The sequence below is a fragment of the Marinoscillum furvescens DSM 4134 genome, assembly GCF_003386095.1.
Lineage (GTDB): Bacteria > Bacteroidota > Bacteroidia > Cytophagales > Cyclobacteriaceae > Marinoscillum > Marinoscillum furvescens.
This window is the reverse complement of record NZ_QREG01000017.1, coordinates 1-21,371: the sequence shown is the minus strand read 5'-3', so window position 1 is coordinate 21,371 and position 21,371 is coordinate 1. Positions and strand designations below refer to the sequence as shown.

24 protein-coding genes are annotated in these 21,371 nt (G+C 45.0%); 13 read left to right on the top strand and 11 right to left on the bottom strand.

The genetic code is table 11. The features are described 5' to 3' along the window. Positions 1 to 2 precede the first annotated feature (2 nt). Together sdaAB and C7460_RS16420 are read right to left on the bottom strand one after the other, a co-directional pair. Complete coding sequence (gene sdaAB / locus C7460_RS16425) at positions 3 to 680, bottom strand: L-serine ammonia-lyase, iron-sulfur-dependent subunit beta (protein ID WP_115869218.1); 678 nt, start codon at positions 678 to 680, stop codon at positions 3 to 5. Positions 681 to 738: 58 nt separating this feature from the next. Next, positions 739 to 1,533, bottom strand: a complete 795-nt coding sequence (locus tag C7460_RS16420; protein WP_115869217.1) for a thymidylate synthase — start codon at positions 1,531 to 1,533, stop codon at positions 739 to 741. A 410-nt stretch (positions 1,534 to 1,943) separates the two neighbouring features. Between C7460_RS16420 and C7460_RS16415 the strand changes: the two genes are divergently transcribed. Together C7460_RS16415 and C7460_RS16410 are read left to right on the top strand one after the other, a co-directional pair. Continuing rightward, a complete protein-coding gene (locus C7460_RS16415; protein ID WP_115869216.1) occupies positions 1,944 to 3,926 on the top strand; it encodes an efflux RND transporter permease subunit in 1,983 nt (660 codons plus the stop codon). Between the two features lie 17 nt (positions 3,927 to 3,943). Next, a complete protein-coding gene (locus C7460_RS16410) occupies positions 3,944 to 4,411 on the top strand; it encodes a peroxiredoxin (protein WP_115869215.1) in 468 nt (155 codons plus the stop codon). On the opposite strand, the gene C7460_RS16405 is transcribed toward C7460_RS16410, so the two are convergent. After that, positions 4,401 to 5,105 (bottom strand): lysophospholipid acyltransferase family protein, encoded by a 705-nt coding sequence (locus C7460_RS16405; RefSeq protein WP_147302989.1) that lies wholly within the window; start codon positions 5,103 to 5,105, stop codon positions 4,401 to 4,403. The genes C7460_RS16410 and C7460_RS16405 overlap by 11 nt on opposite strands. Before the next feature lie 133 nt (positions 5,106 to 5,238). Between C7460_RS16405 and leuS the strand changes: the two genes are divergently transcribed. From leuS to C7460_RS24105, 3 genes are all read left to right on the top strand, one after another. Continuing rightward, the gene (gene leuS / locus C7460_RS16400) at positions 5,239 to 8,010 is read left to right on the top strand and encodes a leucine--tRNA ligase (protein ID WP_115869213.1); all 2,772 of its coding nucleotides are present in this window, start codon (positions 5,239 to 5,241) and stop codon (positions 8,008 to 8,010) included. Positions 8,011 to 8,152: 142 nt separating this feature from the next. Continuing rightward, the gene (locus C7460_RS24475; RefSeq protein ID WP_317127702.1) at positions 8,153 to 8,620 is read left to right on the top strand and encodes a GIY-YIG nuclease family protein; all 468 of its coding nucleotides are present in this window, start codon (positions 8,153 to 8,155) and stop codon (positions 8,618 to 8,620) included. Positions 8,621 to 8,686: 66 nt separating this feature from the next. Beyond that, complete coding sequence (locus C7460_RS24105) at positions 8,687 to 8,866, top strand: hypothetical protein (RefSeq protein WP_147302988.1); 180 nt, start codon at positions 8,687 to 8,689, stop codon at positions 8,864 to 8,866. Between the two features lie 23 nt (positions 8,867 to 8,889). Here the strand turns inward: C7460_RS24105 and C7460_RS16390 are convergent, their stop codons facing one another. Continuing rightward, positions 8,890 to 10,341, bottom strand: a complete 1,452-nt coding sequence (locus C7460_RS16390; RefSeq protein ID WP_245986413.1) for an alpha-amylase — start codon at positions 10,339 to 10,341, stop codon at positions 8,890 to 8,892. Positions 10,342 to 10,528: 187 nt separating this feature from the next. Between C7460_RS16390 and C7460_RS16385 the strand changes: the two genes are divergently transcribed. The 6 genes from C7460_RS16385 (at position 10,529) to C7460_RS16365 (ending at position 14,757) form a co-directional block, all read left to right on the top strand. Next, complete coding sequence (locus tag C7460_RS16385) at positions 10,529 to 12,031, top strand: helix-turn-helix domain-containing protein (RefSeq protein ID WP_115869212.1); 1,503 nt, start codon at positions 10,529 to 10,531, stop codon at positions 12,029 to 12,031. 51 nt (positions 12,032 to 12,082) lie between these two features. Further along, the gene (locus C7460_RS16380) at positions 12,083 to 12,529 is read left to right on the top strand and encodes an LEA type 2 family protein (protein ID WP_115869211.1); all 447 of its coding nucleotides are present in this window, start codon (positions 12,083 to 12,085) and stop codon (positions 12,527 to 12,529) included. 84 nt (positions 12,530 to 12,613) lie between these two features. After that, positions 12,614 to 13,141, top strand: a complete 528-nt coding sequence (locus C7460_RS16375) for an outer membrane beta-barrel protein (RefSeq protein WP_115869210.1) — start codon at positions 12,614 to 12,616, stop codon at positions 13,139 to 13,141. 170 nt (positions 13,142 to 13,311) lie between these two features. Continuing rightward, positions 13,312 to 13,842, top strand: a complete 531-nt coding sequence (locus tag C7460_RS16370) for an outer membrane beta-barrel protein (RefSeq protein ID WP_115869209.1) — start codon at positions 13,312 to 13,314, stop codon at positions 13,840 to 13,842. Between the two features lie 153 nt (positions 13,843 to 13,995). After that, the gene (locus C7460_RS24420; RefSeq protein ID WP_262511859.1) at positions 13,996 to 14,118 is read left to right on the top strand and encodes a hypothetical protein; all 123 of its coding nucleotides are present in this window, start codon (positions 13,996 to 13,998) and stop codon (positions 14,116 to 14,118) included. A gap of 99 nt (positions 14,119 to 14,217) precedes the next feature. Further along, positions 14,218 to 14,757: a GNAT family N-acetyltransferase gene (locus tag C7460_RS16365; protein WP_115869308.1), complete on the top strand. Its 540-nt coding sequence runs from the start codon at positions 14,218 to 14,220 to the stop codon at positions 14,755 to 14,757. Between the two features lie 166 nt (positions 14,758 to 14,923). On the opposite strand, the gene C7460_RS24550 is transcribed toward C7460_RS16365, so the two are convergent. From C7460_RS24550 to C7460_RS16335, 5 genes are all read right to left on the bottom strand, one after another. Further along, complete coding sequence (locus tag C7460_RS24550; RefSeq protein ID WP_394340431.1) at positions 14,924 to 15,181, bottom strand: ion channel; 258 nt, start codon at positions 15,179 to 15,181, stop codon at positions 14,924 to 14,926. A gap of 268 nt (positions 15,182 to 15,449) precedes the next feature. Then, complete coding sequence (locus C7460_RS16355) at positions 15,450 to 16,352, bottom strand: hypothetical protein (RefSeq protein WP_115869207.1); 903 nt, start codon at positions 16,350 to 16,352, stop codon at positions 15,450 to 15,452. A 467-nt stretch (positions 16,353 to 16,819) separates the two neighbouring features. Then, on the bottom strand, positions 16,820 to 17,299 hold the full coding sequence (locus tag C7460_RS16345; RefSeq protein WP_115869205.1) for a hypothetical protein: 480 nt from the start codon (positions 17,297 to 17,299) through the stop codon (positions 16,820 to 16,822). Between the two features lie 46 nt (positions 17,300 to 17,345). Then, on the bottom strand, positions 17,346 to 17,540 hold the full coding sequence (locus C7460_RS24100; RefSeq protein ID WP_115869204.1) for a hypothetical protein: 195 nt from the start codon (positions 17,538 to 17,540) through the stop codon (positions 17,346 to 17,348). Between the two features lie 712 nt (positions 17,541 to 18,252). Then, entirely contained in the window at positions 18,253 to 18,888 is a 636-nt protein-coding gene (locus tag C7460_RS16335; protein WP_115869203.1) for a hypothetical protein, read from the bottom strand. A gap of 359 nt (positions 18,889 to 19,247) precedes the next feature. On the opposite strand from C7460_RS16335, the gene C7460_RS23820 reads away from it, so the two are divergent. Then, entirely contained in the window at positions 19,248 to 19,409 is a 162-nt protein-coding gene (locus C7460_RS23820) for a hypothetical protein (RefSeq protein WP_170148053.1), read from the top strand. A 124-nt stretch (positions 19,410 to 19,533) separates the two neighbouring features. Then, entirely contained in the window at positions 19,534 to 19,977 is a 444-nt protein-coding gene (locus C7460_RS16325; RefSeq protein ID WP_147302987.1) for a hypothetical protein, read from the top strand. 249 nt (positions 19,978 to 20,226) lie between these two features. Here the strand turns inward: C7460_RS16325 and C7460_RS23530 are convergent, their stop codons facing one another. Together C7460_RS23530 and C7460_RS16315 are read right to left on the bottom strand one after the other, a co-directional pair. Further along, complete coding sequence (locus C7460_RS23530; protein ID WP_147302986.1) at positions 20,227 to 20,499, bottom strand: hypothetical protein; 273 nt, start codon at positions 20,497 to 20,499, stop codon at positions 20,227 to 20,229. Positions 20,500 to 20,903: 404 nt separating this feature from the next. After that, a partial coding sequence (locus C7460_RS16315) for a PorT family protein (RefSeq protein ID WP_221409554.1) occupies positions 20,904 to 21,371 on the bottom strand: 468 nt, incomplete at its 5' end.

Below are 21,371 nucleotides of genomic sequence, written 5' to 3'. Positions count from 1 at the left end.
GGTCATTGATCGATATCTGGTATGTAAATGACTGACCGAACCCAGTTTAGGTTACGAATATATTCTAAAGTTAACGGCTTTAAGCCAGAGTCCATCTCAAAAACAAGGCATGCCAGATCGTTTTTACCTTTTCGAGACACCGTCATCGTAGCGATATTGCAATCGTCATGTGACAGCACATCCGAAATAAACGCAATGCTCCCTTTCTGATCATCTGCATGAACGATGAGCGTATGTGAGCTGGCAGTGAAATTGCAATCAAAGCCATTGACCTCTCGTATGCGAATGACGCCTCCTCCTCTGCTCTCTCCCACCACTTCGGTTTGACCATCGTCACTTTTCAGAAATAGCCTTACAGTATTGGGGTGTAGTGTATTGGCATTGCCTACTGAGCGAAACTTATAGTTTATTTCCTGCTCTTTGGCCAGATCCAGGGCTTCTTTGATGCGCTCATCATCCGTATGAAAATCCATGAGTCCACCCAATATTGCACGATTGCTACCGTGTCCCTCAAAGGTTCTGGCAAAGGAATTGTAAAAGGTAATGACCGCCTCTTTTGGAGCCGATCCGAGGATTTTTCTAGCCACTCGGCCTATGCGTACCACGCCAGCAGTATGAGAACTGCTCGGACCGATCATTACCGGACCGATCATATCAAAGACGCTACTTCTTTCCGACATTTTGGGGTGTTGTTTATGATCTTTCGAATTACGCTAACCGTTTGCTAAAAAGCAAACACTACACAGCCACAGCCGCTTTGATATGCGGATGCGGATCGTAGCCTTCTAGCGTAAAGTCCTCGTATTTAAAATCAAAAATACTCTTTACTTCGGGGTTGAGTTTCATAACGGGCAAAGGTCTCGGCTCGCGGGTGAGCTGCAGCTTTGCCTGCTCAAAGTGGTTGGAATAAATATGCGTGTCACCAAAGGTATGCACGAAATCTCCCGGTTCCAAATCACAAACCTGGGCGATCATCATCGTAAACAAGGCATATGACGCAATATTGAAAGGCACTCCCAAAAACACATCTGCACTGCGCTGATACAGCTGACAGCTGAGCTTTCCATCTGCTACGTAAAACTGAAACAGCGTATGACAGGGTGGCAAAGCCATCTTTTCAATTTCGCCCACATTCCACGCACTGATGATCATACGCCTCGAGTTCGGGTTGTTCTTGATGGTATCTATCAGCTGAGTGAGCTGATCTACCGTACTACCGTCTGACTTCATCCAACTGCGCCACTGCACACCATAGACAGGCCCGAGATCACCATTTTCGTCTGCCCATTCATCCCAAATAGACACCTTATTTTCATTCAGGTATTTGATGTTTGAATCCCCCTTGATAAACCATAGCAACTCATGAATAATGGAGCGAAGGTGCACCTTTTTGGTAGTCACCAGTGGAAAACCTTCCTGCAGGTTAAACCTCATTTGATGACCAAAGATGCTCCGGGTACCCGTGCCTGTACGGTCGCCTTTATCCACACCATGGTCCAGAATATGTTGCATCAAATCAAGGTATTGCTTCATTTTATGAGATATTTATGAGTTTGAAGCGCTGCAGAAGAAGCACTTGCTAAAATTCCTGAGAAGATCACTAAATTCATCCTTTGCTTACGCGCGGATCCTTCTTAGGTTTTTTACATTCGCTAAATTAAAACTTAAAAAATCAAACACTGAAAGCTTATCTCAATAAGTACTTTGAAAACTTCAGGAGTGGTAGATTCCGGTGGTCACTGGTAATACTATGGCTGAGTATATCGATACTGGCGGCGTGGCAGCTACCCCGCTTAAAGGCCGATTTTGAGTTTGAAAAGTTTTTCCCCAGAAATGACCCGGAAATTGCGTTCTATGAAAAACACCTGGATCGATTTGGGTACGACAATGACTACCTACTTCTGGTCCTGGAAAGCTCTCCGCTTTTCACCCCTGAGACCTTAATGGCTGCAGACTCACTCACCAAAACCATAGCAAAGCTGAAGGGAACCAAAAGTGTACTCTCGCCCACCACTATGCAGCACCTGATCAAAGGACCAATGGGCCTGACGGCATTTCCACTGATCCATATCAATGATCCAGAAAAACTACCTGCAGACAGTGCACGCATTTTTAGCCATCCGCTCTATAGGATGTTCTTCGGAGAGAATGGTCAGTCTATGCTCTTGCAGGTGCAGCACAACCACTTCACCACCCCCGAAGCGGCAGCACAATACCTGGAGCAAGTGAATGCTTTGCTCCAAACTACCGACCTCCGCTACCGACTGATAGGAAAACTCACAGCTCAAAACGAGTTCATCACCTACATCCAAAAGGACTTCTCCCTCTTCCTTATAGCGGCCTTAGCCATTAGCTTTTGTTTGCTGCTGTGGATCTTTAGGTCCTTAAAATCAGCGCTGCTACCGTACCTGATCAGTCTCACCACGTTATTGTGGCTTTTAGGCCTAATGGCTGGCCTTGGGTTTAGCCTGACCATTCTTGGTTCGCTCATACCACCTATCATACTGTTTGTGTCTTCCTCAGATGCCATTCATTTGCTGCATAGCTACCGCAAAGCACCTGCTCAGGGGCATATTGGTAAGCTTCAGCAGGGAGCGCAAAAAGTCTTTATCCCCACCTTTTTGACGTCCATCACCACTGCTACGGGTTTTTTCAGCTTGTTTACGATCAATACAGTGCCCGTTCAGGAGCTCGGCCTATTTGCAGGCATTGGCGTACTACTGGCCTTTGTGGTCACCTTCCTGTTTGGGCCATTGATTATTTCTGGTGATCAGAAAAAACAACAGACGCATTCTCCAAAAATGACATTCCTCGCACTCTTGACACTCCGACATCAGCGAGCAATTTCCGTAGGAGCTTTTGTATGCATAGCAGTTGCCGCCTGGGGGATCAGTGAGCTCAAAACCGATGCTTACCTGCTTGGCGACTTACCTGCGGAATCCCCTACGAGAATTGATTTTGACTATGTAGACCAGACTTTTGGTGGGTCCAAACCGTGGGAACTGGCCATATGGCCTGCAGACAGTACGCAAACGCTCTGGGAACAATCTGTAGCGGCAGAACTTGCCAAAATAGCCACGTACCTGCACGAAATCTACGGCATGGAGCAGCTGTGGTCACCCGTATCGCTACTCAAATATGGCCATCAAATTAACCTCGGGGGATTGCCGCACCACTTTCGTCTCCCTGAGACTAAAACCGACCATCGCCAGGCCGTACAAAACGCACGACGTTTGCTCAATAAAAAGCAATCTCCCGCTCTGATCACTGCAGATGGTAGCTATGGCCGATTTGCAGGATTTATCCCAGAGTATGGTTCGCGTGAGACCATCCAGCGAAACAACGAACTTCTACAATATCTCCAAAGGCAGGTTGATACCTCCGTGCTTCGCTATCAGCTTACTGGCACTACGCACCTCATAGACAAAAGTCACCAACTGCTGGCTACACACCTGCTGCAAGGGCTTGCCATTGGTATCGGTATTATCGGATTGATCCTTGGGATGTACTTTAGGTCTGTAAAAATCGCCTTATTGAGCTTGCTCCCAAATGCTCTACCCCTCATCATAGTTGCAGGATACATGGGAATCACAGGTATCACTTTGCAGCTCACCACGTCTATCATCTTTGCTATAGCATTTGGAATAGCTGTAGACGACACCATCCATTTTGTAGCCGTATATCAGAGAGCTCCGGTGAAGCACCCCGTTTGGCGTTTGGTCTATACCTACAAAACCGCCGGAACAGCATTGATCCTTACCACACTGGTGGTGGTAACAGGATTTTCCCTGTTCATAACATCCTCCTTTGGAGCCACACACTTTCTTGGGCTATTTTTATCGATATCTTTATTGGTGGCATTGCTAACAGACTTAACTTTGCTGCCACTTTTATTACATTATTTCTGTAAAAACAACCAGCGGTAGTAACAGTTGATAGAAGTATGGGCAAAATGCTAAGAGAAGGCGAAATGATTCCAGATGTTTCGCTAAAGGACCAGGACGGTCATTTGATCGACTTGAGAAGTTATGTGGGGAAGCAGGCATTAGTAGTCTATTTCTACCCGAAAGACGATACGCCGGGGTGCACTACCGAGGCGTGTGGCTTTCGCGATAAATACGAAGAATTCACAGATGCTGGTGCTAAAATCATCGGAATCAGTGCTGATTCGGTAGGGTCTCACAAGGCCTTTAAAAGCAAATACAAACTCAATTTCACTTTACTAAGCGACACCAATCATCTGGCTGAAAAGGCATTTGGGGTGCCTAGAAACCTACTGGGGCTACTTCCGGGAAGGGTTACTTTCGTATTCAATAAGGAAGGCCGGCTGGTCTCTACCTTTAATTCAGCTACCAGAGCATCCCGCCACATAGAAGAGGCCATGAAGGCCCTCGATTTGGTTAGCCACTAACACGGACGCCACGAGCAGAAAGCTGCTCTACCTGAGCATGCACTGCATCTATGAGCTTAGACACGTGCTCATCTTGCTCATACGTCACTGGTGCTCCTATCGCCACTTTCACGTGAGTAACCCCAAAGCGCCCTACATGATAAGTGTGATCCGGCATGTCTATACCTACTGGCACCACCTTCACTCCTGCATCTTTTGCCAACATAAACGGACCCTTTTTGAACGGAGATACCTGGCCGTTTTTACTCCTTGTTCCCTCAGGAAACATCAGCACACTTTTTCCTTTACTAATCAGCCTGGCAGCCCGTCTTAAACTTTCGATGGCCTTGTTTCTATTGGATCGATCGATGAAGATCATCCCTGTAGCCATCATATACCACCCCAGAAATGGGACTTTCTTTAGCTCTTTTTTTGCAACAAAATGCAGGTTGTGAGGAATGGCTCGAAACAACAGCGGAATATCCACATAACTCTGATGGTTGGCCACAAACACATAGGAGTCGTCCGTAAGCTGAGCGGCACTAGAAACCTCCAGCCGGATACCACAAACCCATAGCACCCCAGGTGCCCACATACAGCGAGCCATGGCCACAGGCCAGCGGGTGTTCCAGGTAAAAAGCAGAACCACCAGTGAGGAGCTTATCATCAATATACTCCAGATCACCACTCCTAATGCACGAACAACTGCTATCAAACTGATTTGCGTTTAAAAATGAGCCACGAAAGTAATGACTTTGTGCGAAACCTGCCGTAAAAGCCCCGAATTACACCCCCCATTTCAAAGGCATAATTTAACTTTGGCCACCTTACAAAAAAATGTGATATCCATGGCTGAATACAAGCACTTAGAGATAGAAAAAAAGTGGCAAAAAAACTGGGACGACCAGGGCGTCTACAAAGTAAAAACCGATCCCTCAAAACCTAAATTTTATGCTTTGGACATGTTTCCCTACCCATCAGGCGCGGGGCTGCATGTAGGACACCCGCTGGGCTACATTGCCACGGATATCATTTCCCGATTCAAACGGCTAAAAGGCTACAACGTACTTCACCCGATGGGTTTTGATGCTTTTGGCCTTCCTGCAGAGCAATACGCTATCCAAACCGGACAACACCCGGCCATCACTACAGAGACCAACATCACACGCTACAAGGAGCAGCTCACTAGCTTGGGCTTTAGCTATGACTGGTCGCGTGAAGTTCGCACCTCTGACCCATCCTATTATAAATGGACGCAGTGGATCTTCAAGCAGCTTTTCAATAGCTGGTACAATAAAACCGCTGACAAAGCCGAACGCATCGAGACACTTATTGCGGAATTTGAGGCCAACGGCAATTCGAAAGTAAATGCCGTGTGCGACGAAGATACCCCAGCCTTTACCGCAGTAGACTGGAAAAGCTGGGACGAGCAGCAACAGCAAAAAATGCTACTCAAATACCGTCTCACCTACATAGCGGAGACCACCGTAAACTGGTGTCCTGAACTAGGCACAGTACTCTCCAACGACGAAGTAAAAGACGGCTTTTCTGAAAGAGGTGGACACCCTGTGGTGAAAAAAACCATGCCGCAGTGGAGCATGCGCATCACGGCCTATGCAGACCGTCTCATAGACGGGCTAGACACTGTAGACTGGCCTGAGCCTATCAAAGACATGCAGCGCAACTGGATCGGTAAATCTCATGGTGCGGAGGTGGACTTCCAGATAGAAAACAGCGACAAGAAAATCACGGTGTTTACCACGCGTATTGACACCATCTACGGTGTTACGTTTATGGTGCTGGCGCCAGAGGCCGATATCGTAGAGGAGCTGACTACTCCTGAGCAAAAAGAAAAAATAGAGGCCTATGTGGCTATGGCCAAAAACAAGTCAGAGCGTGAGCGCATGAGTGATGTGAAAACCATCTCTGGTGAGTTTACAGGTAGCTACGTGATCAATCCATTTTCTGGAGAAAAGGTACCAGTATGGATTGCAGACTATGTACTGGCAGGATACGGTACTGGAGCAGTGATGGCTGTACCTAGCGGAGACCAGCGCGACTTTGACTTTGCGAAGCATTTTGACCTGCCTATCGTAAAAATCATCGATCAGCAAAAGGTGACTGGCACTGAGGCAGATCCCACCAAAGAAGGAAAGATGATCAACTCTGGCATGCTAGACGGACTTTCTCCATTGGAAGCCATCGAAAAAGCAAATGCCTACATCGTGGAAAAAGGCATTGGTACGCCTAAGGTAAACTACCGCATTCGTGATGCCATATTTGGTCGCCAGCGCTACTGGGGAGAGCCTATTCCGGTATACTTCAAAGACGGAGTGCCTTACCTGCTGGACGATGACCAGCTCCCGCTCAACCTCCCCGAAGTAGACAAATACCTCCCTACTGAAGATGGTGAACCTCCTCTCGGACGCGCCGAAAACTGGTCTTCTGCAGACGGTCATCCTTACGAGCTCACCACCATGCCTGGCTGGGCAGGCTCTAGTTGGTACTTTTTCCGGTACATGGACCCTACCAACGAAGAGGCTTTTGCATCGGAAGAAGCCCTCAAATACTGGAAGCAGGTAGATTTCTACATGGGTGGAAGCGAGCACGCCACCGGCCACCTCCTCTACTCTCGCTTCTGGACGAAGTTTCTTTACGACATGGGCTACATCGAAGTGGATGAGTATGCCAAAAAGCTCGTAAACCAGGGCATGATCCAGGGCAGATCAAACTTTGTGTACCGTGTGAAAAATGAAAATAAGTACGTTTCTCATGGCCTGAGAAAAGATTTTGACTGCTATGCGGTACACGTGGATGTCAACATCGTAAAAGACGATGTATTGGATATCGAAGCGTTCAAAAAATTCCGCCCCGACGCGACTGATGCCGAATTTGTGCTGGAAGACGGCAAATACATCTGCGGCTGGGAAGTGGAGAAGATGTCCAAGTCGAAGTACAATGTGGTAAACCCTGACGACCTGGTAAGCCGCTATGGTGCAGACACCCTTCGGATGTATGAGATGTTCCTCGGCCCTATCGAGCAAAGCAAGCCCTGGAATACTAACGGAATCGAAGGGGTATACAAGTTTCTCCGCAAGTTCTGGGGGCTGTTTCACGACAAGTCCGACAACTTTAGCGTATCGGATGCAGCTCCAACAAAAGACGAACTGAAGGTACTTCACGGTCTCCTCAAGAAAATCGAAGAAGACGTAGAGCGCCTTTCGCTCAACACCTCGGTTAGTAACTTTATGATAGCCGTAAACGAGCTACAAAGCCTCAAATGCAACAAGCGAGCGATACTGGAGCCGATGACCATTGCGTTGGCATCATTTGCTCCTCACCAGGCAGAAGAGCTTTGGAGTCTACTTGGTCATGAGTCTACCATTTTCGATGCTGAGTTTCCTGCTTTTGATGAGTCTCACCTCAAAGAAGACAGCTTTGAGTACCCGATCATGGTTAATGGCAAGATGCGCGCAAAAGTGCAAATGGCCGCCGACCTCAGCAAAGAGGAAATAGAAGCTACGGCGCTCGCCAACGAAAATGTGCAGAAGTGGACCGAAGGCAAAACACCTAAAAAGGTGATCGTGGTGCCTAAGAAGATTGTGAACGTAGTGGTGTAACACCGCGTAAAAAACAGGAAAAACTCCGCAGTTGATAGCTGCGGAGTTTTTTTATGCGCGAAAAGTGCAATATTTAACGTCATTCCCTGAATTCTCAGAGTGAAACGGAGAGAATTCTAAGGGAATCTTCCATATTAAGGATGTGCCTTACTTTCTTGGGATTCCCCTAGAATTTCTTCCAGAAATTCGGGGAATGACGTTTCGTTTACCGTCATTCCCTGAATTGGCGGAGCGCAGCGGAGAAAATTCTAAGGGAATCTCCGAATCACAGACGTGCCTTCTTTTCTTAGGATTCCCTTATCTTAAACAAGCAATGAAAGGTGGTTACGTATACATCATAACAAATAAGAATAACACAGTCCTATATACAGGTGTGACCAGTAACCTGTATGCAAGAATTAATCAACACCGTGATGGAGTCAACCCTGGTTTTACCAAGCGATACAATTGTAAGAAACTAGTTTATTGGGAGTTTTTAGAAACCATTACATCAGCCATTCATAGGGAAAAGCGGTTAAAAAAGTATACGAGGTTAATGAAGGAAAATTTGATTAACCAAATGAACCCCGAATGGGATGATTTATATGATAGTATTGAGGAAATGCAATGACACAATCAAATAGACCGTCATTACCGTCATGAGATTCCCCTAGAATTTCTTTCAGAAATTCGGGGAATGACGTCTCATTCAACGTCATTCCCTGAATTTACGGAGCGCAGCGTAGAAAATTCTAAGGGAATCCCCGTACTCACAGACGTGCCTTCTTTTTCTACCTCCCTTCCATTAAAAAAACCTCCAAAGCCGGCTGCTCTGGAGGTTTTTGTTCGCCTGACCATCAGGCTTCGTAAAGTATAGAAGTAATAGTAGAATACTTATCCTTAAATATTTGGCGACCAAACACTGTAGCTATTTGGTGGACACTGGATCTTTACCCACTTGTCACCCTGGGTAGTCGGGTACCACCCGGAGTGTCCGGTAAAGTCTTTGATTTGGGTATTGCTCCAGTTGGTAGGTACCCAGCGCTCTTTCCAGCTGTTGGAATTGTTGATATATACGACGAGTCCGGGGTTGCCACCGTATCCATTTCTACGCGCGATGTACTCATCCGAATCTGTGTAAAGAATACTGGTAGTTCCGGTCGCTTTCTGATTATGTATCCAGATCAGGTTATTGAGCTTGTTTTTATCCAACCATGACTCATAATCCTGGTAGAAAATACACGGGTAACCTTCGTGCGTCAGGATATATGCATAGGCCAGCATTTTGTTCCATATCTCATCGGTATCGTGGTTGGTTACGAAAGTCACCGCCTTGTAAGGGTTGCGCTTCCACATCATGTCGTCATTGAGCCTATTCAGATTATTACCGTCGAATGCATCGTTCATTCTATAGTATGCTGCAAAATCAAACACTGAACTATTCGCTTCATTAGCCCACCAGTTGAGGTAGTTGACATCTGAGTCCCACAGCTCGCCTACGGAGAAGCCGCCTACGGCGCCATTCCAGGTATTGACTACCCATGGCGCAAAGCCCTTCACATAGTCAAACCTCCAGCCATCAAAGCCCATCGTGTTTTTGTAGTACTTCGCCACGGCATCAGATCGGCCCCAGAGCCAGTCCTGCACGTAGGGCACTTCATGACACAAATCAGGAAAACCGCCAAACACACCTTCATCGTTGTTGTCCACCCAGTTTGGGTGAAAGTCATGTTGCGATCGGGTAAACTTACCAGAAGCCACACCTGTAAAATCCGTCCAGGTATAACTATTTGTGTACTGGTTGTACTCAGACTGCCCGCCGCTGTTGTGGTTGAGCACAATATCTGCATACACTTGTAGGTTTTCGGTATGCGCTTTGTTGATCAGTGATTGCAGCTCGGTCTTCGAGCCAAAGCGCGTCTCCACGGTTCCGTTTTGGTTATAGTTTCCAAAATCATAGTAATCTGTCGGGTCGTAGCCCATGGAGTAGGGTCCGTTTTGTGCCTTACTGGCGGGTGGTAACCAAATGGCATCTATTCCAGCGTTTCCCCAGGAGGTTACTTTACCTTTTACGGTGTTCCACCAGGTACCGCCTGCGGGCACATCCCAGTAGAAAGCCTGCATCATTACGCCTCCACCCGGACCGGCAGTGTAGCGGCCTTTGGTATGCTGGCTTTCGGGTAGCTGAAAGGGCCGTCCATCGTGTGTGGTAACATCTACCACCTGGATGTCATCACGGCTGGTATCGGGTTTCGAAAGGTCTTCATCGTTACATGAAAAGAAAAAAACTACACCCAGCATGGCCATGATAGCTGTCCATCGCTGAGCGTATGTAGTGAGTAGGTTCATCATTTTAGTAAAGGTTTTGAACTAGGTTAACAATTGATTCTCAACGCCAATTAACCCCTACAATTCACCAAATTCGCCTCATTTTATAAATTGAAACTTTTTTAATGAGATGGAAAATCATTATCAATGCGATAGGAAGTAACTTTCCTGCCGAACAGATATTTTCATTTTCATAATTTTTAGAAAAGCGGTGATCAGAAAACTATTCATAGGGATCGGTCTGTCATTACTGGTAGCTGTGCTCGCCCATGCGCAGTATGCCTACACCACTACGTTTGTCATAGAGGAGCTTCCTGCCAGCACTCCACACGATGCGGCACTCTTTATGGCCACCGACATGGATGGATGGTACCCCGATCTGGGCCACCGCAAATTCACCAAAAGAAGTGATGGGCAGCTGGTGCTCACTATCCGTCACAATGAGCCTACCTTTCAGTACAAAATCACACGTGGCAACTGGAAGTCTGTAGAGGCACGCGAGAATGGACGTGCTCGCCCCAACCGAACACACATAGCCACCCTACCGTCTGAGCGCGTAGGCATCTCCATATTGTCATGGGAAGACACCGCCTACCCTTCTTACACGCTCTACATGTATTTTCTGATCATATCAGCCATACAGGGCGTCTTACTCATCATCGCCATCAATACCATTCGCAACAAAAACAAAGTAGCCAACACCTTCCTCACCGCACTACTCACGCTCATCACTATCTCTTTACTCGGACGAGCATCTACCTTTGACCCGGAGGTGTTTAACTGGCAGCCGAAGCTGCTCTTTGTGCCCGAGCTCATCCTCTTTACGTATGGCCCCCTCTTTTACCTGTACATCCACAAGCTTTTGGTGATCCACTATCCTACACGAAAGGCCTGGCTCCACTTTGTACCTGCTGCCATTCAGCTCAGCATGTACCTGCCCTACCTCCCTATGGAGCGTCAGGCTTTTATCTACCGAGTCATAGACAAAGAGCTTTTCCCCTATTTTGCCATCACAGGCATCATAGCCTTATTTTTCAATGCCGGCTACTGGGTGCTTTCTCACCGCCTGATCACCAGGTACCAGCAGGAGCCCCTTTCTGACAAGCAGAAAAAATACACCTGGTTTTTGTCTGGAGTGCTTAAAATCAAAGCCGTGTACCTGGCGCTTTGGCTTGCGGTAGTCTTGATTTTCCTTGGCGGAAAACTGATGGAAAAAGACTGGCTTTACCTTTCAGAAAACCTCATAGATGTCCTGTGGCTCCTCTTTTCGCTGATCATCTTTGCACTGGCCTACTTCGCCATCAAGCACCCGGAGCTTTTGCGCCAAAAGCAGAAATACAAAGATGGCGCCATCAAACAAGACGAAATCAGCATCGTGATGAGTGGACTCTACAAGCAGCTGGAACAGGAAAAGGTATACCTACAACCCGACCTCACACTGGAAAAACTCGCACACCTCATACCTACTGCCCCTCATACCTTGTCTCGTGTGATCAATGAGCAGTACCAGCAGAGCTTTTCGGAGCTGATCAACTCTTACCGGGTTGAGGAATTTATCCGCAGAGTAAATGCCCAGGACAATCCCTCCTACCTGGAGGTAGCCTACAGCGTAGGGTTCAACAGCAAACCCACCTTCAACAGGGCTTTTAAAAAACTAAAAAACTGCACACCACGTGTGTACTTCAAATCACAAACAGACTCACCTGTAGCTTAGCTATTGGTACGATAATTGGCTGTACCAGCTGCAACACTAATTACTCAATCCATGCGTACTATCTTGCTCATAGCCATCATAGGCCTACTCGCCGCATCTTGCTCACGCCCTGATCAGGAGCCTGACTTTCGGGGTATCCGCCACATCAATGTGCACAAAGTAAAAGGCACAAAAGCCGAACTCACCGCCGAAGCCCACTTTTACAACCCCAATGACGTCCGGCTCAAGCTCAAAAACATAGACGTGGACATCATGCTGGAGGGCAAAACCATTGGAAGCATCGATCAGGACCTCAACATGAAAATTGAGAAAACGTCCGAGTTTGTAGTGCCACTGGAGGCTACTTTCAACATCGGGGAGATCGGCCTGCTCAATGGCATCATCAGCATACTGGGTGGCAAAAAGGTGAATGTAACCTACGAAGGCACCATCACTGCGTCCGTACACGGCTACCGCACCAAAGTCCCTGTGTATTATGAAGATGAGGTAAGGCTGTAGCTAAAAGATCAAGTTGTGTGTAATTAATATATGCCGTTACTTGTGTATATTTCCGCTGACTTTTAACACTTCATTTACGCACACATGAAAAACCTATTCTTTACAACCTTACTCACTTTGTTCCTAGGATTCACCGCTCAGGCCCAAATTCCACCAAAAACGAACTTTTTAACTGGTTACTTCTCTTATTCAAATTTCAACAGTGGGGACCAATCTCAAGACTCTAATCGGGAGTCCCTGGGAATAGGGATCGGTTATGGTCGCTTCCTATCGGAGAACTCAGCTCTAGGAATACAGGCTTCATATTCCTGGAATACACTAAACACTTTTTATTTAGCCATAGCCGAAAGGCAATACAAGTCATTCGGGGATAAATTTTACGGATTTATTGAATTCTACGCAGGAGCATCAAGAATTGAGGACATAGGGAATCAGATTTTTCTAGGAGCCAGGCCTGGAATCAGCTACTTTCTCAATGAAAAATGGGCTATCGAGGCGAATCTCGGTGGCATCAATGTGGGACGTCAGTTTAATAACGATGGCCCCAATTCCAACAACTTCAGTATCGGCCTGCTAAACGAGCTGGATTTTAGCTTGGCCTACTATTTTTGAAATTACCGTCCGATATCAAAAAACTGGTTGGGATCATAATGATAAGGTTGGGATCATCTTGGGAACCTGAGTTTCGTTGGTTAAGAAAACTAAAAGTTTGATGAGGCACGCTCTATGAATGCGTTGCTTGTGTATATTTTCGTGATTTTTTCACTTCTATTTATATACACATGAAAAACCTGATCTTTATTACTTTATTAACACTGCTCATTGGCTTCACCGCTCAGGCTCAAATCTCCGAAGGCTTAAACTACTTCTCCGGTCAAATATCCTATTCAAGTATTAATAGTGATAGTCAATCTAATGAAGACAATGAAGAGGTCTATGGAGCAGGCCTTAGTTATGGACATTTTCTTGGAGAAAAAACAGCGCTGGGCTTTAGTGCCTCCTTTACTCAATCTGATGAACTTTTTGTTTTTGGTGCACTAGCTGTGAGACGTTACAAACCGATCGATAACAAACTTTACAGTTTTGTAGAAGGGTATACTGGTGCTGCCAGATTAACAGACATTGGCAACCAGTATTTCATCGGGGTAAGACCGGGAATAAGCTACTTTCTCAATGAAAAGTGGGCCATAGAAGCTACTCTTGGGGGTATCAGTTATTCCAGCTTTCGCTATGATGATATTGAGGAAAAAACTACTCAATTCGAGCTTGGTTTGTTCAATGACTTAGCTTTCAGTCTTTCGATATACTACTGAGCAAGGTTCGATCATCCCAAAATCGAACTATCGATTCTTGAAATCTTACACTTTAGCGTAAAATCGGTAGGTCATAAATCCCCAAAATGTGGTATTGAACAAGCGGGCTGTGGTTGGTAATTTTATACCATCATTTTAACAAAAACCACCGCCATGATTAAACGCATTCTTTCCACCGCTGCCCTCATGATTATTTCGGGTGTCTTTGTACTCTTTGGCATCAATAAGTACAAAAACCCCAACAGACAAAGAGCTCAAGGAGAACTTTTCCTATAGTTTTAGTAACAATACCTTTTGTAAAAAACCGCAGCACCCCGATGGCACTGCGGTTTTTTTATGGCTGCTCGTGTATCTTTAAGCCACCAAATCCACCTCATGCTTCACACCACTGACACCCGGTTTCACACCGACCGACTAACCCTACGGCCAATCATGTTGCAAGATGCAGCGCTGGTCTATGCAGTGATGAACTCGCCGCTTTTCGTCCAATATGTAGGGGATCGAGGGATTGTCGATGAAGCACAGGCCCGCACGTATATAGCCGACAACATACTGCCCCTGCGTGAGCGACTGGGCTATTCGAGTTTTGTCATCCTACATACAGCTACTCAGGAAGCCATGGGAATCTGTGGACTATACGACCGTGCCGGTATCGATGGCATAGACCTGGGCTACTCCCTCTTACCTCAGTATCATGGCAAAGGCTATGCGATGGAAGCTGCCCAGAGACTGGTGCGGGCTGCCTTTGAAAACTTTGGGCTCACCAGACTCAGTGCCATCACCGATCCTGCTAACCTCAGTTCCCAGCGTGTACTTCAGAAACTGGGCTTTGAGCAAGTGGGCACCACCACCCTACCCTATGACCACAAAGCACTGCTGCTGTTTGAGCTCATGAAGCCGGGTCTTGAAGGCTGATGGTTGGTGGAAGGCTTATCAAAAATGAAGTCCGAAAGAAGGAAGGTGGGACGAACGATGAATGGGCAGAGTCGTGGGCCAGTCATGATGCGCTTTTAGTTAGCACTCAGACATATGCCGATCAGTTTTTGTTGGTTGCTTAAACTGTCCATCACGTTCCGCCAATTCATGAAGTTTTCAATCTTCGTCTGACAAAGGCGATTCCAGCACTGATAATTAGTAAATAGAAGCCAATATTCAATACTTGAAAGAAGAATCCAACTGACCTTCCTATTGAAGTTGTCGGAAATATTTCACTATATCCGAAGTTCGTAATCGTGGTAAGCGAGTATAAAACAGCATCAAAGTAGGTCGTTATTGCAGATTGGGAGTTGCTTCGCTCAGCGAGAAAAAGGATCAAGTCCAATCCAAGAACAACAAGCATACTGAGAGTTATAAATGTCACAGTTCTTGATTTAGAGAGTCTTAGGTTCATAGGGTGGTGTTTATACGAATTTAGATTATTATTTGACTTGTTGCTATTGTAATTTTGATCTAGCTCTGAAGGGTGGGGATTAGAAAACACCAACCTCTTGTTTCGCACATGGCCCCGCCTTGATTTAAAACCAAAACTTGTGGCGGACTTTCCAATCTCCACCAAAATATCTTGACTGATGAAACCCCATTCATACATAGCATTTGTCGGAGTGCGTCTAGAGTTCTTCAACCCAATCTTTGATACTATTGTAAACCTGTTTAACCTCCTGAATCCCATTTTCAGTCTTCTGTTCTGTTGCTAGTTTGGTAATGAGTTTCACTTCGTTCACTGGAATTTGAATGTTTGCTGAATCCTGCTGGAGATATATAAACTGAGGTGATTTGTACACAATTGTTCCTGTCATTGGTTCTTTTTCCTTCAGCTCAATTTTGGCTCGTTCCCTAGACAATCCGAAAACAGTGTAATTAATATCGTTAAGATAATATACTGAAGTAAACATTGGGATGAATAATGAGATAACCAAGGCCTTCAATACCCATTTTTCAATACCCTGTTTAATGCTGTGGATCACGTGCATTATCGCATATACCACAAAAAAGATAGTAAGAAAATTAACATTGAAAAAGAGCCAAATTAATATGGCAATAAAAACGTAACCAAGTTCCAGGTTCAAGTTAACTAGTCCTCGCCTTTCGACCATTCTTCGTTTTTTGGAGAAGCTAACTTTTGCCTTCTTTTTACCATCAACTTCATATAGAAATCCCAAATATTTCAATTGATAGTCAATAACAAGTAACAAGACGATTAACAAGGGGTTTAACCTTAAAAAATTCAAATAGCCAAGGGTTAATAATACTATTCCGAAACCCGGCTTTCGCTTGTTTGACCTTGGGTTATACAGAAGGATAAAAGCTATTACATTGTATAAACCCAAACCAATTATTGTGGGTAATTCAACTTTTTCGAAGGAGATGCCAGCCTGAGATGCAAAAGTGTAGAATCCAATATACCCTAATAAAGTCGGCCATAAAACAATGAATGGCCAGTATTTTGGAATACTTGACCAATCCACTGATTCTACAAACTTCTTAGTGGGTGTTGGTAGGTTTTTTATCATGATTATATGGCCAGCTAGTTCAGGTAACGCACTCCAACTCCAACGTCTAGGATGAGTGGGGATTAATATGCACTATTCTCTCCTCTCCCACATAGCCACGCCTTGATTTAAATTTAAAACTTGTGGCGGAATTTTCAATTCTCAAGAAACAATCTTGACCGATGAAACCCCATTCATTCAAAGCGTTTGTTAGGTGTATTTTATAGTGTTTTTTTCGCCTCATTAGCAATTTCACAGAAATACTTATACTTAGTTTCTTTGTTGAAAAAGAAGTTGCTCATCTGTCTAGTAACAATCACAACTCTATTTTTCTGTTGGTTAGAGAAAATTTGAAGTTTTTTGTTCGGTTGAGAATAATCTCCATCAAAACTGACCTCATACAAGCTTTCTATTTCTTCAATGGTTAAGTAATTCCCTATGGCCAGGATTGTACATGGAAAAGATTTGTAGAAAATGTCTGTAATTACTTATTTTCTTATTGGGTTGTTCTGATACCCCAAACTTCTTGGAGATACTTCGTGATTGACTTCTGTTATGAATGAGTGCAATAAAAAAGAGTTGTTTATTTCATTTTCAATAAGAGTAGGGTATATCACTTCTAATAACTGCTGATATTGATTCCAAGTGTTTCCTCTTTTGGGTTTTACTGAGTATGGGTGCAATGGGTTTTTGAAATGACCGTTTTGGTAAAAACGGTAATCTAATTCAAAAATCCCTTCAGTTATGATTTGATACCACTGTTTAGGATTATCAATGGATTCACTAAGAATCTGCTCTTGATTAGACTTCTCAATAGCCTTTTCTTGACCAACTATTAGGACGTCTGAGTTTGGGTTTCCAAATCCGATATAGTAAGGATTCTCTGTTGCATTTAAATTGCCTGCGTAGAACTTTTCACTGTTTTTTGTTGCCCATTCTACTAGATTTCTGAAAGTCTCTTTATACATAGTAATAATTCGAGATTACGCATTTGTGTAACCTCGATTTTTTTAACTATCCCATCTTAGTTACGTCAAAGTTTCCTGCACTTTCGTACGATTGAGCTTTGGCATCAAAGCCTAGGTTCTTAATGATCTTTTCGACCTCACTAGCATTTGGTTTAGGAGTAGTGCTCGATGGTACTTGGAATTCATAGCCCTTTGGCATGTCTCCATACTTGTTTTTGGCCTTTAACTTGTAAACTGGCATACTTTTGAATTTTTAAATGTGCTTACTCTGTTAATATTGGTTTTCAAGCTTCACCGTCTGATGTAAAAATGAAGGTTCACTATATCAAAAGATGTCGTAGCTATTTACTTTTTACACCTAACATCCAAACATAGCGCACTAACGCACCACATTCAAAATACCCTTTCAATATAATGGTTTTTAAGCAATCGCAAGCACCTAAACCGTCAATCCGAAGTAGGCCTAAACCCCGGTCTGTATACTTCATCTGGGATTACCGTAATCCAGGTAAAGTGCAATTAGGATTATCACTTATTGATGTAAACTAATATTAGCATTAAGTAAAAGCCTGTCAAGTAATTTTAGGATGGGTCCGACGGAAGGTCTGAACCCTAGGACGGAAGAAGTCAAACCTCAGGCGGAGGACTCCAAACCTCGGGCGGAAGACTCCAAACCGCAGGCGGAAGACACCAACCCACGCGCGGAAGACTCCAAACCACGGGCGGAAGCCTCCAAACCGCGGGCGGAAGCCTCCAACCATCAGGCGGAAGGCTCCAGCTAATGCAGGGTCGAGTAGATCTGTGGATTTTTGGTGGTAATCAGGGTGTAGACCGTAGCTCTCTTCACCTTTGATGGTCTGAAACAAAGCTTACTACCCCTTAACCGCATCTCGCTTGTTGGAGACAACTCCAATAAGGGCCATCGCCCTTTAGACCACACGAAGCCTTGGTTGTTATGAGCTTTCATTTTTTGCTAAATCTGATTTCTGCTTTTTCAGTTGCTGAATCTCTTCGTAAGTAAGTCTCAAGCCATCATAGGTTGGCTGAAGTTGTATATGACTGTCCAGGAATTTCTGTCTCATCAGACTTTCAAACTTTACCTTCTGAGATGGGGAATCTAATCTGAAAAAGATTTTACGCCTCCTGTCTTTGTGGTCAAACGAAACAAAATGATCAACACCTGCAGAGTATGCTGGGCCACCAAAAAATCGGTATCGAGCGTCTAACCCAACCCAAAGAGGTTCATTTAGAACTGGGCCAGTTCCGAATTGAAAGTTAGTTAGCTCATCCCAGGGAATTTCGTCACCATCAACGATAATGCTGTTGAGGTTGATCGATAGTATTCCGTTTAGCTTACCATGCTTTTTCTGTTTTTCGTGTAATCCCCAATAACTACCTACAATCATCAGCATGAATAATAAGACTGCTATTATTTGCATGTCGGACGAAGTAAGATGAAGATGACTGTCAAAAAGCACGATAATGGAAAGTGTTGCTAAACTGCCATAAATCAGTGTTTTGGAATTCAAACAAAAGGGAATTCCCGATCCAGGATTAAATATGGTAGCTTTAAATTCACTTGATTGCATAGAAGCTAATTGCTTATGATATCCAAAATATAATGCACCTACGCACTATCCCCTCATACCCTTCCAAGATAATGGTTTTTAAGCAATTACAAGCACCTAAACTATCTATCCAAAGCAGGACTTAATCCTGACCTGTATACTTCATCTGGGATTACCGTAATCCAGGTAAAGTGCAATTAGGATGATCACTTATTAGTGTAAACTATTATTAGCATTAAGTAAAAACCTGTTAAGTAATTTTAGGACGGGTCCCGGAAGGCTCCAAACCACACGCGGAAGGTCCCAACCCTCGGATGGAAGACGCCAACCCACAGGCGGAAGCGTCCAAACCACGGATGGAAGCGTCCAAACCACAGGCGGTGGAGTCGAATCCTCGGACGGAAAACGCCAAACCACACGCGAAAGCGGACAACCCACGGGCGAAAGTCTCCAAACCTCAAGCGGAAGCCTCCAACCGACGGACGGAAGACGCCAAACCACGGACGGAAGCCTACAAACAACACACGGAAGGCTCCAGTTAATGCAGGGTCTAGTAGATCTGGGACCCTGTGCATTTTTGGTGGTAATCAGGGTGTAGACCATGGCTCTCTTCACCTTTGATGGCCTGAAACAAAGCTTACTACCCCCCTAACCACATCTCGCTTGTTGGAGACAACTCCAACAAGGGCGGAGGCAATCGGCGATGACCCGGCACGTAAAAGGTCCTTTCAGCTGCACAACTACTGGAAAGTAGCTAAAAGCCAACCTGAGTTGATCCAGTTTATGAATACACTCGCCGCTCAAGTGCAGGCCAACAAGTCTGCATTGATAGCTGTAGGTGCCAGTGAGGGCTTTTTGGACAGTATAGTGATCAATGCGGAACACCTGGCAGAAGCTGACGCCATACAGGAGCAGAGCAAAGGTGGCCGCATGCAAGCCACCCAGGCGAGAGTGCTCGCGCTCAATGCACTGTATGAGCGCGCCCGCAAGCTCAGCAGGGCCGCAGACCTGGTGTTTGGAGATGCTCCAGCCGCAGCGCGGTTTTACAAGCTACCTCAGCGTGCTCCCGAGGTAGAGGACCTTGAAGAAGAACTGGCAACCGACTCCTAAAAACCAAATACTCAATGCTTAGAAAAGCCACCTCTCCCCTATGCGGTACGAGGTGGCTTTTTTTATGGGTAGGCAGTTCGGTCAAGAGCCATTTGAATGGCTCATTTTATGGAGATCAGTTAATTCAGGTAGTGGCATTTAAGGTAGTGTACATGGTAGAAAGCAGAGCAGTTACATGACCGATGAGGTGAGGTGAAGAACCTACTGAGGAATGCTTAGTGGCAGTTTGGCGTATCGCATAAGGGATTGTTACCTGTCGTTTTGACTAATATGATGTTCTATCCAGGTATTCCAGTAAAGTTGTTCAGAAATGATGTGTGCCAAACTATCAAACTGCGGATCTTGAACTGAGGCGTTCGTTGAGAACACCCTGTGATAGTTGCCATTCTTCCTTCCAACCATTTCAGTTTCCCCTCCATCACTTACACCAATGATCATAGGGATTTCTTCAGGTTTAGTCCAAAACCCACTGACCAAACTATCAATTGTGACCCAAAGATCAAGTTCATAGGTTGCTTCCATTACAGAATATGATCTTGATTTGATATCTTGATCAAAGGCAATAAAACTTACCTTATCACCATTAAGGATTAGAAAAAAATAGTCCTTAAGGGGCGGAATGTAGCTTTGAGTTCGGACATAATACCCATTTGAGGACTCAAATCTACGTTGCCAATTGTTCAGTTCTGTAGTTATTGAATCAATAGTGCGTACGTTCGATTCTATTGGTTTGGTGTAAATAATCCTAGAAACGACCGCTCGGGAACAAGCGGAGAAGATTGATAGTGTTAGAAGTACAAATGAAATGATTCCGAAGCTCTTCATGTTAAAAATGGCGTAGCCAGCAAGCGTGTCCCTAACGTCACTATGGAGTTCACACTGAGGCAGTTTGGCGCATTCGTGCACGAGATTGTTAGATAGAGTTATTACTCAGGCAGTTGAATGCCAATAGAGATCGCGAATGTTTGGAATTTGGTGTTCGGGAATGGGTCGCTGATGAAGCGATTATATCTAAGTTCCAGGTTCAACTTAGTTGATAAGATATCGCAAATTACACCTGTCGAGGCATTAAGTCCAAAGTTGAACGGATTATCAACAGATCCTTGTGCAACGTTATTCCTAAAGCCTTCAGGGTTATTCAGTTTGGAAGAGGGGTCAATTTTTGGCTCTCCAAATACAAAATCAAGAGAAGGGCCAATTTTAAAAATTGGCGCGATTGGCTTTTCCAAATTACCGATATAGCTGAGCATTACTGGAACTTTAACAGAGTTAACTGTAATAACCACATCCGTTCGTTCAGTATCCCTTCGGTGTTGAGCGTATTGCCTAGGCGGTATAAGGTGTTGAGTTTTGCATAAAAAGCAATGCAAAGAAACCAGGAAGATATGTTTGCA